This window comes from Streptomyces camponoticapitis (assembly GCF_014646115.1).
Lineage (GTDB): Bacteria > Actinomycetota > Actinomycetes > Streptomycetales > Streptomycetaceae > Streptomyces > Streptomyces camponoticapitis.
On the sequence record NZ_BMMV01000003.1, the window covers coordinates 117,655 to 132,179 of the forward strand.

At 71.2% G+C, this 14,525-nt stretch carries 15 protein-coding genes and 1 tRNA gene; 8 read left to right on the plus strand and 8 right to left on the minus strand.

Annotation, left to right across the window (positions count from 1 at the left end; all coding sequences use genetic code 11):
• The first annotated feature begins 202 nt into the window (after positions 1 to 202).
• The gene (paaN, locus tag IEY79_RS05455; RefSeq protein WP_189106151.1) at positions 203 to 1,912 is read left to right on the plus strand and encodes a phenylacetic acid degradation protein PaaN; all 1,710 of its coding nucleotides are present in this window, start codon (positions 203 to 205) and stop codon (positions 1,910 to 1,912) included.
• A 44-nt stretch (positions 1,913 to 1,956) separates the two neighbouring features.
• On the opposite strand, the gene IEY79_RS05460 is transcribed toward paaN, so the two are convergent.
• From IEY79_RS05460 to IEY79_RS05470, 3 genes are read right to left on the minus strand one after another with little or no spacing between them, the layout of a single operon-like run.
• Entirely contained in the window at positions 1,957 to 2,709 is a 753-nt protein-coding gene (locus tag IEY79_RS05460; RefSeq protein ID WP_189106152.1) for a TrmH family RNA methyltransferase, read from the minus strand.
• 34 nt (positions 2,710 to 2,743) lie between these two features.
• The gene (locus tag IEY79_RS05465; RefSeq protein ID WP_229700670.1) at positions 2,744 to 4,051 is read right to left on the minus strand and encodes an HTTM domain-containing protein; all 1,308 of its coding nucleotides are present in this window, start codon (positions 4,049 to 4,051) and stop codon (positions 2,744 to 2,746) included.
• A complete protein-coding gene (locus tag IEY79_RS05470; RefSeq protein WP_189106153.1) occupies positions 4,048 to 4,806 on the minus strand; it encodes a DUF5819 family protein in 759 nt (252 codons plus the stop codon). The genes IEY79_RS05465 and IEY79_RS05470 overlap by 4 nt, the downstream gene beginning before the upstream one ends.
• 114 nt (positions 4,807 to 4,920) lie before the next feature.
• Between IEY79_RS05470 and paaA the strand changes: the two genes are divergently transcribed.
• The 5 genes from paaA to IEY79_RS05495 are packed head-to-tail and all read left to right on the plus strand — an operon-like array spanning position 4,921 to position 8,625.
• The gene (gene paaA, locus IEY79_RS05475; RefSeq protein WP_229700671.1) at positions 4,921 to 5,964 is read left to right on the plus strand and encodes a 1,2-phenylacetyl-CoA epoxidase subunit PaaA; all 1,044 of its coding nucleotides are present in this window, start codon (positions 4,921 to 4,923) and stop codon (positions 5,962 to 5,964) included.
• Positions 5,961 to 6,251, plus strand: a complete 291-nt coding sequence (gene paaB, locus IEY79_RS05480) for a 1,2-phenylacetyl-CoA epoxidase subunit PaaB (RefSeq protein WP_189106154.1) — start codon at positions 5,961 to 5,963, stop codon at positions 6,249 to 6,251. The genes paaA and paaB overlap by 4 nt, the downstream gene beginning before the upstream one ends.
• A complete protein-coding gene (gene paaC, locus IEY79_RS05485) occupies positions 6,248 to 7,018 on the plus strand; it encodes a 1,2-phenylacetyl-CoA epoxidase subunit PaaC (RefSeq protein ID WP_189106155.1) in 771 nt (256 codons plus the stop codon). Before paaB ends, paaC begins: the two co-directional genes overlap by 4 nt.
• Positions 7,012 to 7,551, plus strand: coding sequence for a 1,2-phenylacetyl-CoA epoxidase subunit PaaD (paaD, locus tag IEY79_RS05490; protein WP_373292473.1), 540 nt, complete (start codon positions 7,012 to 7,014; stop codon positions 7,549 to 7,551). The genes paaC and paaD overlap by 7 nt, the downstream gene beginning before the upstream one ends.
• On the plus strand, positions 7,552 to 8,625 hold the full coding sequence (locus IEY79_RS05495) for a 2Fe-2S iron-sulfur cluster-binding protein (protein WP_189106156.1): 1,074 nt from the start codon (positions 7,552 to 7,554) through the stop codon (positions 8,623 to 8,625).
• A gap of 103 nt (positions 8,626 to 8,728) precedes the next feature.
• Here IEY79_RS05495 and IEY79_RS05500 read toward each other — a convergent pair whose 3' ends face one another.
• The 4 genes from IEY79_RS05500 to IEY79_RS05515 all read right to left on the minus strand — a co-directional run bounded on the left by IEY79_RS05500 (position 8,729) and on the right by IEY79_RS05515 (position 12,157).
• Positions 8,729 to 9,073: a rhodanese-like domain-containing protein gene (locus tag IEY79_RS05500; protein WP_189106157.1), complete on the minus strand. Its 345-nt coding sequence runs from the start codon at positions 9,071 to 9,073 to the stop codon at positions 8,729 to 8,731.
• Positions 9,074 to 9,141: 68 nt separating this feature from the next.
• Positions 9,142 to 10,125, minus strand: coding sequence for a J domain-containing protein (locus tag IEY79_RS05505; protein ID WP_189106158.1), 984 nt, complete (start codon positions 10,123 to 10,125; stop codon positions 9,142 to 9,144).
• Between the two features lie 102 nt (positions 10,126 to 10,227).
• Entirely contained in the window at positions 10,228 to 11,670 is a 1,443-nt protein-coding gene (locus tag IEY79_RS05510) for a DUF2252 domain-containing protein (RefSeq protein ID WP_189106159.1), read from the minus strand.
• Between the two features lie 130 nt (positions 11,671 to 11,800).
• Positions 11,801 to 12,157, minus strand: coding sequence for a winged helix-turn-helix transcriptional regulator (locus tag IEY79_RS05515; RefSeq protein WP_189106160.1), 357 nt, complete (start codon positions 12,155 to 12,157; stop codon positions 11,801 to 11,803).
• A 166-nt stretch (positions 12,158 to 12,323) separates the two neighbouring features.
• On the opposite strand from IEY79_RS05515, the gene IEY79_RS05520 reads away from it, so the two are divergent.
• Positions 12,324 to 12,935 carry an FMN-dependent NADH-azoreductase gene (locus IEY79_RS05520; RefSeq protein WP_189106161.1) on the plus strand — a complete coding sequence of 204 codons (612 nt, stop codon included), beginning with the start codon at positions 12,324 to 12,326 and terminating at the stop codon, positions 12,933 to 12,935.
• A 309-nt stretch (positions 12,936 to 13,244) separates the two neighbouring features.
• Here IEY79_RS05520 and IEY79_RS05525 read toward each other — a convergent pair.
• Positions 13,245 to 13,331, minus strand: a tRNA-Leu gene (locus IEY79_RS05525).
• 315 nt (positions 13,332 to 13,646) lie between these two features.
• Between IEY79_RS05525 and IEY79_RS05530 the strand changes: the two genes are divergently transcribed.
• Positions 13,647 to 14,519: an FHA domain-containing protein gene (locus IEY79_RS05530; protein ID WP_189106162.1), complete on the plus strand. Its 873-nt coding sequence runs from the start codon at positions 13,647 to 13,649 to the stop codon at positions 14,517 to 14,519.
• Positions 14,520 to 14,525: the final 6 nt, after the last annotated feature.

The window sequence follows — 14,525 nt, forward strand, 5'->3', positions numbered from 1 at the left end:
AACCTCCCAAGGAGACCGGTCTCGGGCGACCGTCAGCCGGAACTGACCGGAACGACACCCTCCGCGGCGGCGGGAGGACGCGGGTTTTCCACACCCCCCTTGTCCCGACCGATCGTTCGGTTACTCTAACTCTGTCCGTTGCTCGTGTCCCCCTGTCGCCCATTTCCCTGCCCCGCCCAGCTCGACGAGGAGTTGGTCCCTGATGGCCGCCCAGCTCAGCCCCCAGCAGCTCAACGAGAAGCACCGGCCCACGCTCGACCAGGCCCTCGACGCGATTCGCACCCGCGCCTACTGGTCGCCGCACCCCGAGCACCCGAAGGCGTACGGCGAGAGCGCGCCGGCCGAGGGTCTCGCCGCGTTCAAGGCCCTGCACGGCACCCGTATCGATCTCGACCAGCCGGGCACCGACGGCTGGACGGGCGGCGAGACCTCGCCGTACGGGCCGGAGCTCGGCGTCGAGTATCCGCACGCCGACATCGACGTCCTGCTGCCCGCCATGCGCGCGGGCATGAGCGCCTGGCGGGCGGCGGGACCCGAGACGCGCGCCCTGGTCAGCCTGGAGATCCTGGCGAGGATCAGCGCCCGAACGCACGAGTTCGCCCACGCCGTGATGCACACCAGCGGGCAGGCGTTCATGATGGCGTTCCAGGCGGGCGGTCCGCACGCCCAGGACCGCGGCCTGGAGGCGGTGGCGTACGCGTATCAGGAGCAGACCCGCACGCCCGCCGACGCCGACTGGTCCAAGCCCCAGGGCAAGCGCGATCCCCTGGAGCTGCGGAAGTCCTTCACGGCCGCGCCGCGCGGTGTCTCCCTGCTGATCGGCTGCAACACCTTCCCGACGTGGAACGGCTATCCGGGCCTGTTCGCCTCGCTGGCCACCGGCAATCCGGTCCTCGTCAAGCCGCACCCGCGCGCGGTGCTGCCCCTCGCCCTCACGGTGCGGGTGGCCCGCGAGGTCCTGGCCGAGGCCGGCTTCGACCCCAATCTGGTCGCGCTGGCCGCCGAGCGCCCCGGCGAGGGCATCGCCAAGACCCTGGCCGTACGGCCCGAGATCAAGATCATCGACTACACCGGCTCCACCGCCTTCGGCGACTGGCTGGAGACCAACGCCCGCCAGGCGCAGGTCTACACGGAGAAGGCGGGGGTCAACACGGTCGTCGTCGACTCCACCGACGACTACAAGGGCATGCTCGCCAATCTGGCCTTCTCGCTCTCGCTCTACAGCGGCCAGATGTGCACCACCCCGCAGAATCTCCTCATCCCGCGCGACGGCATCTCGACGGACGCGGGCCCGAAGTCCTTCGACGAGGTGGTCGCCGACCTCGCGGCGTCGGTGAGCGGCCTGCTGGGCGACGACGCCCGGGCCAACGGCCTGCTCGGCGCGCTGGTCAACCCGGACGTGAAGGGCAGGCTGGACGCGGCCGGCGGCCTCGGCGACGTGGCGCTCGCCTCCCGCGTGATCGCCAATCCGGACTTCCCGGACGCGGTGGTCCGTACGCCGGTGATCGTCAAGTCCGACGGTTCGCGCAAGCAGTGGGACCCGGCGGCGGGGGCGAACGGCTCGGAGGCGCCCTATCTGTCGGAGTGCTTCGGCCCGGTCTCGTTCGCGGTCGCCGTGGAGTCGACCGAGGAGGCGCTGGAGCTGCTGCGGCGCACGGTCCGCGACAAGGGCGCGATGACCGTCGGGGCGTACACGACATCGGCGGAGACCGAGCGCGCCGTCGAGGACGTCTGTATGGAGGAGCTTGCCCAGCTGTCGCTGAATCTGACGGGCGGGGTCTATGTGAACCAGACCGCCGCCTTCTCGGACTTCCACGGCTCGGGCGGCAATCCGGCGGCGAACGCGGCGCTGTGCGACGCGGCCTTCGTGGCCGACCGCTTCCGTACGGTGGAGGTCCGCCGCCAGGCGTGACACCCGCACTCGTGCCCGGCCGTCCAACGGCGGCCGGGCGCGGGTCAGTTCGGCCCGCCCCAGTGGAAGAGCGCCATGGCCACGCTGGTGGCGAGGTTGTAGCTGGAGACCTGGGGCCGCATCGGCAGGGCCAGCAGCGTGTCGGCCCGCGCCCGCAGTTCGGCGGAGAGCCCGTGCCGTTCGGAGCCGAAGGCGAGCAGCGCGTCGTCGGGAAGGAGCACCGAGCGGATGTCCGCCCCCTCCGGATCCAGGGCGTACAGCGGGCCCGGGGGGAAATCGTCGGGCGCCAGCCGCTCCACGACGGTGGCGAAGTGCAGCCCGGCGCCGGCCCGGACGACGTTCGGATGCCAGGGATCGAGGTCCCCGGTGGTCACCACCCCGGTCGCTCCGAACCCGGCCGCGAGCCGCACCACCGCCCCGACGTTGCCGAGATTGCGCGGATTGTCGAGGACGACGACCGGGGAGCGCCGGGGCGCCGCCGCCAGCGCGGCCAGGTTCTCCGGGCGCCCACGCCTCACCGCCAGGGCGGCCACCCGCGTCGGGTGCACCTTCGGCACCAGCTCCCGCAGGTCGTCGGCGGGCACTTCGACCAGGGACCGCCGCAGGGCGCCGGTCAGGTCGTCGGCGAGCTCGGCCGCGAGGGCGAGCACCGACTCCTTGTCGCTGGTGACCGCGAGCCGCACGTCCGCCCCGAACCGCAGGGCGTGCTTCAGCGCGTGGAAGCCGTCGAGCACCACGGCGCCGGGGGCACTCGCGTGCCACAGCCGCAGGGCGCTCGCGGGATCGACGTCGTTCATGGCGTCAGCGTAGGCGGGCAGATGGCGACAGCTGTCACCGGACGAGCGAGGGGTCGGCCTCGGTGCCGGGCGGCGCCGGGGGCGCCGTGTCGTGCGCGGTCCGCCCCGCGTCCTCCGCCCTGCGCTGGTCGGGCAGGGTCACCCCGTCGCCGTCCCCGGGCACCGGCCCCTTGGTGAGGCGCAGCCTCAGGCGCGTCGCCGCGTGGCCGATCCTGACCAGGAAGCCGGTGGGCAGGAAGACCGCGTCGGCGGCGATCATGGCGAGTGAGAAGAACGGCAGCCCGAGCAGGACCGCGATGCCCGCGTGCTCCAGCATCATGGCCACCAGCAGGACGTTCTTGACCCGCCGGTTGAAGAGCGTGAACGGAAACGCGACCTGCACCATGACCGTGCCGTACGTCAGCACCATCACGATCAGTCCGCTGGACGCCAGGATGTCCGCGAGGGCGGGCCAAGGCGCGAAGTAGTCCAGGTGCAGCGGGTAGTAGAGCGCGGTGCCGTCCTGCCAGCGCGAACCCTGGATCTTGTACCAGCCGGCCGTGGCGTAGATCAGACAGACCTCCGCCATGATCACGACGAGAGCGCCGTTGTGCACGAGGTTCGCGACGACCTCCAGCAGCGCGCGCGGCTCGCTCTTCGGCGCGTAGCGGTTCACCGCCCACCACAGCCCCTGGGAGAGCCACAGCGTCCACAGCAGTGTCGTCACCCACCACTCGCCGCCGGTCGTGTCCAGCAGCGTGCCCAGCAGGGCGACGCCGAGCACGGCCCAGAGGACGGGCCCGACGCGGTCCACGGGCGCGGTCCCGCCCGAGGCCGCCGCGCGCGCGGCGCGGTCCTCCCGGCGGGCGTCCAGCGACCAGACCCGGCCGCAGCGCGTGAGCACCAGATAGATCGCCATCAGATGGATGACGTTGTCGCCGCCGTCGCCCATGAAGATGCTGCGGTTCTGGAGGGAGAGCACGCCCACCATGAAGAGCACGGACATCGTGCGGGTGCGCCAGCCGAGCATCAGCAGGGCACTGGACAGTACGGAGAGGGCGTACACGATCTCGAACCAGGCGCCGTTGTCCGACCACATCAGCGTGGTGAACGCGCCGTTGCCCGCGATCAGTTGCTGGGCCATGTCCCAGCTCCACGGGCTGCCGGGCCCGTACAGCTCACGGCGGTTGGGCAGTTCACGCAGCAGGAAGAGGAACCAGGCGGCGGAGAAGCCGATACGGACGACCGCGCTCTGGTGGGGGCCGAGGGGCCGGGAGGTGACGCGCTGGAGGACGAGCGCGGCCCTGTGGACGACGGTCGGCGCGTGGGCGGGGCGGGCGCCGGGGCGGGCGGGGTGGCTCATCCGCGGGCCTCCGTACTGCCGCCGCCGCGTGTGCCGTCACCGGGCGGGCCGTCGTTCCGTACGCCTTCGGACAGGTCGTCCTGGGTCACGGTCCACCACGGGAAGACGCGGTAGCCGGGCTTGGTGTTGGTCTTCTCGTCGCTCCACGGGGGCGCCTGGACGACCCGGGAGACGGAACGGAGCTGGATGCGTTCGACGGGACCGCCGAGGTCGTACGACTCCAGGCGCAGCATCACGATCCTGCGTATGTAGCTCTCGGAGAGCTGCCCGCGCAGACCGTTGGGGCGGGCCTTGTCGTCGTGGGAGTTGACGTAGAAGTCCCAGCCGCGGCGCAGCTCGTTCTGGTCGACGTGGCTGGGGAAGGGGTTGCCGCGGATCGCCGCGGCGTCCTCGGCGGTCAGATTGATCCAGCCGGTCGTCACGCGAGACCCGTCGGTCTTGTTCACGTCGGCGCGCACCTCGACGGCGATGTTCTGCTGGAGCGGGTTGGGAGCGAAAAGCTTCCAGTTCTGCTCGAACTCCGGATAGACCCAGTCGCCCACCTGCTCGCCGTACTCCTTGGAGACGGTGTTCTGGGGCGCGACGTGCAGGAACACCATGGCCACATGGCCCACGGCGACCAGTCCGACGACCGCGAGGGCGACGGCGGCGACCACCTGGTACGGGAAGGAGAGCCCGGCTATCCCCGGTGGACGGGCCGCTGGTGGACCCGGTGGTGACTCCGGTTTCCCACCCTTGTCGTCGTTCGAATCCATCCCGCCCCGATCCCCGTCTTCCCACAGTCGGTTATCCACAGGGTTGACACCCTACGGGCCGCCGACCGACCATTGAAGTCCATGAACCGAACGATCGGTCGGTAGGGGGCCCGGATGACGGCAGTGACCACGGGGACGGCTGTGGAGGCAACGGTGGAGACGACGGCAGAGGCATACGAGGCGGCGTTCGACGCCGCCGTGGCCGCCGACGAGCGCATCGAGCCCCGCGACTGGATGCCGGAGGCCTACCGCGCATCGCTCGTCCGCCAGATGGCCCAGCACGCCCACTCGGAAATCATCGGCATGCAGCCGGAGGCGAACTGGATCACGCGCGCGCCCTCGCTGCGGCGCAAGGCGATCCTGATGGCCAAGGTGCAGGACGAGGCGGGACACGGGCTGTATCTCTACAGCGCGGCGGAGACGCTGGGCACGAGCCGCACCGAGCTGCTCGACAAGCTCCACGCGGGCCGCCAGAAGTATTCGTCGATCTTCAACTATCCGACGCTGACCTGGGCGGACGTCGGCGCGATCGGCTGGCTGGTCGACGGGGCCGCGATCACGAACCAGGTCCCGCTCTGCCGCTGCTCGTACGGCCCGTACGCCCGTGCGATGGTCCGTATCTGCAAGGAGGAGTCCTTCCACCAGCGCCAGGGGTACGAGTCACTGCTGGCCCTCAGCCGGGGCACGCCCGCGCAGCACGAGATGGCGCAGGACGCGGTGAACCGCTGGTGGTGGCCCTCCCTGATGATGTTCGGCCCGCCGGACGACGAGTCGGCGCACTCCGCGCAGTCGATGACCTGGAAGATCAAGCGGCATTCGAACGACGAGCTGCGGCAGCGGTTCGTGGACATATGCGTCCCCCAGGCCGAGACGCTCGGTCTCACGCTCCCCGACCCGGACCTGAAGTGGAACGAGGAGCGGGGACAGCACGACTTCGGGGCGATCGACTGGGACGAGTTCCGGGAGGTCCTGAAGGGCAACGGCCCCTGCAACGAACAGCGGATCAGCCAGCGGCGGCGCGCCCACGAGGAAGGCGCCTGGGTGCGCGAGGCGGCGACGGCGTACGCGGCGAAGCACAGCGGCAAGGGCGCGTCCGGCGACAGCGGCACCGGCGGCGCGCGGAGCGCGCGGCTCGTGGAGAAAGAGGCGACGGCATGAGCGGATCGACCCAGTGGCCTCTGTGGGAGGTCTTCGTGCGGTCCCGCCGCGGGCTCTCGCACACGCACGCGGGAAGCCTGCACGCCCCGGACGCCGAGATGGCCCTGCGCAACGCGCGCGACCTCTACACCCGGCGCAGCGAGGGCGTGTCGATCTGGGTGGTCCCCTCCGCCTCGATCACGGCGTCCTCGCCGGACGAGAAGGACTCGTTCTTCGAACCGGCCGGTGACAAGCCCTACCGGCACCCGACGTTCTACGAGATCCCGGAAGGGGTGCGTCACCTGTGACCGGCACCCCGACCGCCACGGCCCTCGCCCTCGCCGACGACGCGCTGATCCTTTCGCACCGGCTGGGGGAGTGGGCGGGACACGCCCCCGAGCTGGAGGAGGACGTGGCCCTCTCCAACATCGCGCTGGACCTGCTGGGCCAGGCCCGGATCCTGTACTCCCTGGTGGGGGACGAGGACGAGCTGGCCTATCTCCGCGAGGAGCGCGCCTTCCGCAATCTCCAGCTGGTCGAGCAGCCGAACGGCGACTTCGCGCACTCGATCGCGCGCCAGCTCTACTTCTCCACCTACCAGCGGCTGCTGTACGAGCGGCTGGCGAGCGGCGACGGGCCGTTCGCCGGGCTCGCGGCGAAGGCCGTGAAGGAAGTCGACTACCACCAGGACCACGCCGAGCAGTGGACGCTGCGGCTCGGTGACGGCACCACCGAGAGCCATGAACGGATGCAGCGGGCCTGTACGGCGCTGTGGCGGTTCACCGGCGAGATGTTCGAGCCCATCGAGGGAGGCCAGGGCAGCGGTGGCGAGGATGGCCACGACGAGGGGTACGGCGAAGGTCTGGACGGGGTCAACAGGCAGGAGCTGGCCGAGCGTTGGCTCTCCTCGGTCACCGCGGTGCTCAGGCGCGCCACGCTGACGGTGCCCGACGGACCGCGCTCCGGGGCATGGACGGCGGGCGCGGGACGGCAGGGCCTGCACACCGAGTCCTTCGGGCGGATGCTCGCCGAGATGCAGCACCTGCACCGCAGCCACCCGGGAGCGTCATGGTGACCGGCACGAGAAGCAGCGCGGGCACGGCCGCCGAGGCCGTGGCCGAACCGACCGCGCTGGAGAGCGAACTGCGCGCGCTCGCCGGCTCCGTCCCCGACCCGGAACTGCCCGTGGTGACGCTGGAGGAGCTGGGCGTGCTGCGCGCCGTCCATGTCCCGGGACCGGGCAGGGTCGAGGTCGAGCTGACCCCCACCTACACCGGCTGCCCGGCGATCGAGACGATGTCCGCGGACATCGAGCGGGTGCTGCACGAGCGGGGGATACCGGACGTCTCCGTCGTCACGGTGCTCTCCCCCGCCTGGTCGACGGACGACATCAGCGCCGAAGGGCGGCGCAAGCTCGCGGAGTTCGGCATAGCCCCGCCCCGCCCGCACAGCACGGACGGACCGGTGCCGCTCAGCCTCTCCATCCGCTGCCCGCACTGCGGCTCGACGGACACCGAGCTGCTGAGCAGGTTCTCCTCCACCGCGTGCAAGGCGCTGCGCCGCTGCTCGTCCTGTCGTGAACCGTTCGACCACTTCAAGGAGTTGTAGATGTTCCATGCGCTCCGCGTCAGCGAGGTCGGGCGGCTCACGGACGACTCGGTGACCGTCACCTTCGCCGTGCCGCCCGAGCTGGACGAGACGTTCCGGCACACACCGGGCCAGCACATCGCGCTGCGACGGGTCGTGGACGGCGAGGAGATCCGTCGTACGTACTCGATCTGCGCACCCGCCGGCGATCGGCCGGTGCTGCGGGTGGGCATCCGCCTGGTCGAGGGCGGCGACTTCTCCACGTACGCCCTCAAGGAACTCGCCGTGGGCGACACGGTCGAGGTCATGGAGCCGACCGGCCGCTTCGTGCTCCCGCCGCGCCCCGGGCACTTCGCCGCGATCGTCGGCGGCAGCGGCATCACTCCCGTGCTGTCGATGGCCTCGACGCTCCTCGCACGGGAGCCGGACGCCCGGTTCTGTCTGATCCGCAGCGACCGCACCGTGGCCTCGACGATGTTCCTGGAGGAGGTCGCCGACCTCAAGGACCGCTTTCCCCACCGCTTCCAGCTGGTCACGGTCGTGTCCAGAGAAGAGCAGCAGGCCGGGCTTCCCTCAGGCCGGCTGGACGAGGAGCGACTGGCGGCGCTGCTACCCGCGCTGCTCCCGGTGGAGGGCGTCGACGGCTGGTTCCTGTGCGGCCCGCTGGGTCTGGTCAAGGGCGCGGAGCGGGCGCTGCGCGGCCTCGGTGTGCGGCGGAAGGTGATCCACCAGGAGATCTTCCATGTCGACGACGGCGCGCTGGACGCGGCTCTGGCGGCGGGCGCGGCCAGGCCCACCGACGCGGCGGGCGGCCCCGTCGGAAGCACGCTCACCGCGACGCTCGACGGCCGTTCGGGCAGCTGGCCCGTCCAGGAGGGGGACTCCCTGCTGGAGACGGTGCTGCGCAGCCGGGCGGACGCGCCGTACGCGTGCAAGGGCGGCGTCTGCGGCACCTGCCGGGCGTTCCTCGTCTCGGGCGAGGTGCGGATGGACCGCAACTTCGCCCTGGAGCCGGAGGAGACGGACGCGGGTTACGTACTGGCCTGCCAGTCCCATCCGGCCACCGCCGAGGTCGAGTTGGACTTCGACCGCTGACGACGGCAGAGCGCACGAACGGGCCCGCCCTCGCGTAGGGGGCGGGCCCGGCGGGCGCGGCGAGCGAATCGGAGGCGAAAGCGTTCCACCGGCGGCCCGCTCGTCAGAGCACGAACGCCGGCTTGCCGTTGTCGGTGACCATGGGGCGCCCGGCGCCGTCCCAGGCCTGCATACCGCCCTCGACGTTCGCCGCGTCGATGCCCTGCTGGACCAGATACTGGGTGACCTGCGCGGACCGTCCGCCGACCCGGCACATGACGAAGGCCTTGCGCCCGTCGGCCACCGCCTCGGTCACCTCACCGAGGCGCGCCACGAACTCGCTCATCGGGATGTGCAGCGCGCCCTCTACATGGCCCGCCGCCCATTCGTCGTCCTCACGGACGTCGAGCACCAGACCGTCGGACGGGACCGCCGCGGCATCCACCGCGGGCAGCTGGGCGAAACTCATGTGATGTGCCTTCTCTCGTACGTGTGGGTCCCCGGGTGCGACAGATACAGCCTCGCGCACACGGCGCGCTATCGCTGCACCAACCTGGCCAGTTCGGACTCGCGTGCCGAAACCTCCGCCAGCAACTGCTCGGCGATCTCCTCCAGCAGCCGGTCGGGGTCGTCCGGCGCCATCTGAAGCATCGCGCCGATCGCGCTCTGCTCCAGATCCTGCGCCACGATCGTCAGCAGCTCCTTGCGCCGGGCCAGCCAGTCCAGCCGGGCGTAGAGCTCCTCGTTCTCGCTCAGACCGGGCTCCTTCGGCACGGGCCCGGCAGCCCACTCCTCGGCAAGCTGCCTGAGCAGCGCCTCGTCCCCGCGTCCGTAAGCGGCGTTCACGCGCGTGATGAACTCGTCCCGCCGCTCCCGCTCGGTGTCGTCCTGCGCGAGATCCGGGTGCGCCTTGCGGGCCAGATCACGGTAGAGCTTGCGCACCTCGTCGGTGGGCCGCACCCGCTTCGGCGGCTGCACGGCCTGGTCGGTCAGCATCGCCGCGGCCTCGGGCGACAGACCGTCGGAGTCGAGCCAGTCGTGGAACAGCTCCTCGATCCCCGGCATCGGCTGCACCATCGCCCGCGCCTCACGCGCCTTGCGCAGATCCTCGGGGTCGCCCGACCGTGAGGCGCGCGCCTCGGCGATCATCGCGTCGAGCTCGTCCAGCCGCGAGTACATGGGGCCCAGCCGCTGGTGGTGCAGTCGGGAGAAGTTCTCCACCTCGACCCGGAAGGTCTCCAGCGCGATCTCGAACTCGATCAGCGCCTGCTCCGCGGCCCGCACCGCCCGCTCCAGCCGCTCTGCCCCCTGCTCCGCGCCGGCACCCCCGTCGGCGCCGCCCGTGCCGTCTCCGGCGCCCTCCGGGGCGTCCACGCCATCCGTGGCCGCGCTCTCCGCGCCTTCCCCACCCGCCGCGCCGCTCGCGTCCGGGGTGGCATCCGTCGTCGCATCCGGCACGTCTGGCACGTCCTGCTCGTCGTCGTTACGGATCGTCGGCTCCCGGAAGGCGTCCTGCGTCACCCGTCCAGCCTACGGGCGAACCCGCCCCCCTCCTTCACATCCCCGTTCCCACGCCTCCCCAGGCCCCGCCGATCCCGGCAGCCGCCCCGGGCCCCGGCACCCTCACACACCGAGCTCAGCGGCGATCCGCCCGTTCCTGACAGCCGTCACCAGCTCCGCGTGATCCGCCTCTGTCCGGTCCGCGTACGCGACGGCGAAAGCCGCGACCGCGTCGTCCAGATCCTCGTTCTTGCCGCAGTAGCCCGCGACGAACCTCGGGTCCACGCTGTGCGCGTGCGCCCTCGCCAGCAGCGCGCCGGTCATCCGCGCGTAGTCGTCGATCTGGTCGGCCGGGAGGGCCGCCGCGTCCACACTGCCCTTGCGGTTCCTGAACTGCCGTACCTGATACGGCCTGCCGTCCACCGTCGTCCAGCCCAGCAGGTTGTCGCTGACGACCTGCATCCGCTTCTGCCCGAGCACCACCCGGCGCCCCTCGTGCTCCACCACCGGCGTCTCGAACCCCGCGGCCCCCACGAACGGCAGCAGCGCCGACGCGCGCGCCTCCTTCACCTGTAGCACCAGCGCCTCGCCCCGGTGGTCCAGCAGCAGCACCACATACGAGCGCGTCCCGACACTGCCCGTGCCGACCACGCGGAACGCCACGTCGTGGATCGCGTACCGCGCGAGCAGCGGCAGCCGGTCCTCCGAGAGCGTGCGCACGTACTCACCGAGCGCGGCCGCGACCGCCGCGGCCTCCCCGTCCGGCACCCGCCGCAGCACCGGCGGCGCGTCGACGAAGCGCCGCTGCGCCATCCCGCCCTCGTCGCCGCCGTCCACGGTCTCCGTCGACTTCGCGGCGAACCGCGCGCTCGTGTTCTTGCGCGCCTTCTCCGACACCCGCTCCAGCGTCCCCATCAGGTCGCGCGCGTCCGCGTGCGAGACAAGCTCCTCGTCCGCGATGGCGTTCCACGCGTCCAGGGCCGACAGCTTCGACAGCAGCCGCATCGTGCGCCGGTAGGCCCCCGCCGCGTCCCTGGCGCCCCGGCGGCACGTCTCCTCGTCCGCGCCCGCCTCCCGCCCGGCGAGCACCAGCGAGGTCGCGAGCCGCTTGATGTCCCACTCCCAGGGGCCGACCACCGTCTCGTCGAAGTCGTTCAGGTCGATGACGAGACGGCCCCGCGCGTCCCCGTACAGCCCGAAGTTCGCCGCGTGCGCGTCACCGCAGATCTGCGCGCCCTCGCCGGTCACCGGTGTCCCCACCAGGTCGTGCGCCATCAGCCCGGCCGCGCCCCGCAGAAACGCGAAGGGCGAAGCGGCCATCCGGCCCACCCGCAGCGGCGCCAGCTCCGGCACCCGGCCACGGTTCGACTCCTCGACAGCCCGCACCGCGTCCGGCCGCGAGGCCGAGAGCACCAGCGAATCGTGCGACGACCTCGGCACCCGCTGCCGCAGCGCCTTCCCCGCGTCCTTCGGCGTGCTCCCCGCTCCGCCGGGCGCCATGCGCCGCGCGAAGCCCGGCACCACCGGAATGCGCTCGTCCGTCACCACCGAACCGGCCTCACCCATGGCACGCCGCCTCCCCCGCACTCGCCCAACATCAACTGCCCACGACGTTACCGCCGCGTCCCACAGCCGTCTCCCCCTGTGGACAACCCCGCGAGCCCCCGAACCCCCAGCTCCCGGCGGTGCGGCCGTTCTAAGGCGTCTTCGGGCAGCCGCTCTCGCCGGCCAGGTGCTTCTCGGCCCACCGCCCCAGTTCGTGCAGCGCGGGCTCCATCGCCTCCCCGGCCTCGGTGAGCCGGTACGCGACCCGCAGCGGCGGCCCCTCGTCGACCTCGCGCACGACCAGCCCGGCGCCGGCCAGCTCCGTCAGCCGGTCGGACAGCATGCGCTCACTGATGCCGGGGATCGCCCGCCTCAACTCCGCGAAGTGCACAGCGCGCTGCATGAGGACGGACACGATCAGGCCCGTCCACCTCTTGCCGAACAGCTCGAAGACGCGCGTCATCCCCACGTCCGCCGGCTTGCACGGGTCCCCGCCGCTTCCCTCCATGCCTCCAGAGTACTGCGAACCCTGGAGGACCTAATAAAAAGTAAGCGACTGTGTTATCAATAGGTACGTACGAAAGTGCGGCAGCCCGGGAACCGGCATCCGGCCGCCCGCGACCACCGCCCACCCGTGCGTCCGCTTATCCGTTCGACCCCCCATGGAGACCCTCATGGCCACGTTGCTGCACATCGACTCCGCCGTTTCCCCGCAGGGATCCGCCTCCCGCGAAGTCACCGCCGCCTTCGTACAGAGCTGGCGCGAGCAGCACCCACAAGGCGAGGTCGTCTACCGCGATCTCGCGGCGGCCCCGCTGCCGCACCTGAACATCGCCGCCGTCGCGGCGGGCCCCGGGAACGCGCTGCGCGCCGAACTCGCCGCCGAACTGGCGGCCGCGGACGCGGTTCTCATCGGCGCCCCGATGTACAACTTCACGATCCCGTCCACCCTGAAGGCATGGCTGGACCACGTGATCATCACGGACCACAACTCCGGCGAGGACAGCCCGATCAAGGGCCGGCCGTTCACGGTCGTCGCCAGCCGGGGCGGCTCGTACGCGGCCGGCACCCCGCGCGAGGACTTCGAGTTCGTCCAGAACTATCTGGAGAAGGTGCTGAACGGCATGTTCGGCGTCGAGGTCGACTTCATCGTTCCCGAACTGACCCTGGCCCACCAGGTGCCCGCGATGGCGGAACTCGTCCCGCTCGCCGAGGCCTCCCGCGCGAAGGCGCAGGAAGAGGCCGCACAGAAGGCCAAGGCCCTCGCCACCCGCCTCGCCGCCTGACCCCGCGAGGACAGACCGACCCGCGAGAACGTACGGACATATACGGACGGACCGGCCCGCACCCACAGCCGTACCGGGTGCGGGCCGGTCCGTCTCCACGTCCGCACCGCAGCCGTGCGGTGAGATGCGTCACCGCACGGCCCACGACCCCCACCCGCGGTCAACGCCGGTCCCACACACCACGCGCGACACCGTCTCACCCACGAACACCACCGGCCACGCGTCCCGACAGCGGGATCCGGACATACGAGAAACGGGCCTCCGCCTGGACTTTCGTCCTTGGCGGAGACCCGTTCCCTCGGTCTCTCCTGGTGCGCGAGGGGGGAGTTGAACCCCCACGCCCTTTCGGGCACTGGAACCTGAATCCAGCGCGTCTGCCTATTCCGCCACCCGCGCATTGGGTGTGCCGTCGGGCCTCTCACCTGCTGGTGTGATCGCCTGGCGACATCGAAAAGATTAGCACGCTGCACAGCGTGGAATCACATCCGTTTGTCTCGGCAACCCGGCCGGGGAACAAGCAACCTGGAGCGGCCTCCCCCCACTCCTCCGGAGTGCACCCCGCGTGCGGGACACTGTCCTGAGGCCGCCTCTACGATCCGTGTGAGAGGTGACACTCATCGACGGGGCAGACAAGGGGAACCAGCCGATTTCCCGACGCGTGGATACGATCAGTAAGCAGTACCAGGACGGCAACGACGGAGGAGGTGCCCCATGGGAGTCCTGAAGCGCTTCGAGCAGCGACTCGAAGGTCTGGTCAACGGCACCTTCGCGAAGGTGTTCAAGTCCGAGGTCCAGCCTGTGGAGATCGCCGGCGCCCTTCAGCGTGAGTGCGACAACAACGCCACGATCTGGAACCGCGAGCGCACCGTTGTCCCCAACGACTTCATCGTCGAACTGAGCGCGCCCGACTTCGAGCGCCTCAGCCCGTACTCGGGACAGCTCGGCGACGAACTCTCCGGGCTCGTCCGCGATTACGCGAAGCAGCAGCGCTACACCTTCATGGGCCCGATCAAGGTCCATCTGGAGAAGGCCGACGATCTCGACACCGGTCTGTACCGGGTGCGCAGCCGCACCCTGGCGTCGAGTACGTCACAGGGCCCGGACAGCCCGGGACCCGCCCCCGCACTCGGCGGCGCTCCGGGACGGGGCCCCGCGGCCCCGCCGGCCGCACCGCCCGGTGGCTACGGCTACCCGCCCTCGTCCCCGCCCCCCATGCCCTCGACGCCCCCGCCGGGCGCCGGGCGCCCGGGACAGGCCGCGCAGCCGCCCTCGACACCGCCCCCCGGGGCGATGCCGGGCGCCCAGGTCCGCCGCTGGATCGAGATCAACGGCAATCGCCACCAGATCTCGCGCCCCACGCTGGTGCTGGGCCGCAGCACCGACGCCGACGTGCGGATCGACGATCCCGGCGTCTCGCGCCGGCACTGCGAGATTCGGACCGGAACGCCCTCGACGATCCAGGATCTCGGGTCCACCAACGGCATCGTGGTAGACGGACAGCACACCACCCGCGCTACGCTCCGCGACGGCTCGCGGATCGTCGTGGGCCAAACCACCATCGTTTACCGGCAAGCCGAAGGGTGAAGCGGG

Bases quoted from the DNA above. Each gene is read 5' to 3' on its own strand.
- IEY79_RS05500 (WP_189106157.1), bottom strand. From the start codon at position 9,073: ATGAGTTTCGCCCAGCTGCCCGCGGTGGATGCCGCGGCGGTCCCGTCC.
- paaN (WP_189106151.1), top strand. From the start codon at position 203: ATGGCCGCCCAGCTCAGCCCCCAGCAGCTCAACGAGAAGCACCGGCCC.
- paaB (WP_189106154.1), top strand. From the start codon at position 5,961: ATGAGCGGATCGACCCAGTGGCCTCTGTGGGAGGTCTTCGTGCGGTCC.
- IEY79_RS05515 (WP_189106160.1), bottom strand. From the start codon at position 12,157: ATGGAGGGAAGCGGCGGGGACCCGTGCAAGCCGGCGGACGTGGGGATG.
- IEY79_RS05510 (WP_189106159.1), bottom strand. From the start codon at position 11,670: ATGGGTGAGGCCGGTTCGGTGGTGACGGACGAGCGCATTCCGGTGGTG.
- IEY79_RS05495 (WP_189106156.1), top strand. From the start codon at position 7,552: ATGTTCCATGCGCTCCGCGTCAGCGAGGTCGGGCGGCTCACGGACGAC.
- IEY79_RS05520 (WP_189106161.1), top strand. From the start codon at position 12,324: ATGGCCACGTTGCTGCACATCGACTCCGCCGTTTCCCCGCAGGGATCC.
- paaD (WP_373292473.1), top strand. From the start codon at position 7,012: ATGGTGACCGGCACGAGAAGCAGCGCGGGCACGGCCGCCGAGGCCGTG.
- IEY79_RS05470 (WP_189106153.1), bottom strand. From the start codon at position 4,806: ATGGATTCGAACGACGACAAGGGTGGGAAACCGGAGTCACCACCGGGT.
- IEY79_RS05530 (WP_189106162.1), top strand. From the start codon at position 13,647: ATGGGAGTCCTGAAGCGCTTCGAGCAGCGACTCGAAGGTCTGGTCAAC.
- paaA (WP_229700671.1), top strand. From the start codon at position 4,921: ATGACGGCAGTGACCACGGGGACGGCTGTGGAGGCAACGGTGGAGACG.
- IEY79_RS05460 (WP_189106152.1), bottom strand. From the start codon at position 2,709: ATGAACGACGTCGATCCCGCGAGCGCCCTGCGGCTGTGGCACGCGAGT.
- IEY79_RS05465 (WP_229700670.1), bottom strand. From the start codon at position 4,051: ATGAGCCACCCCGCCCGCCCCGGCGCCCGCCCCGCCCACGCGCCGACC.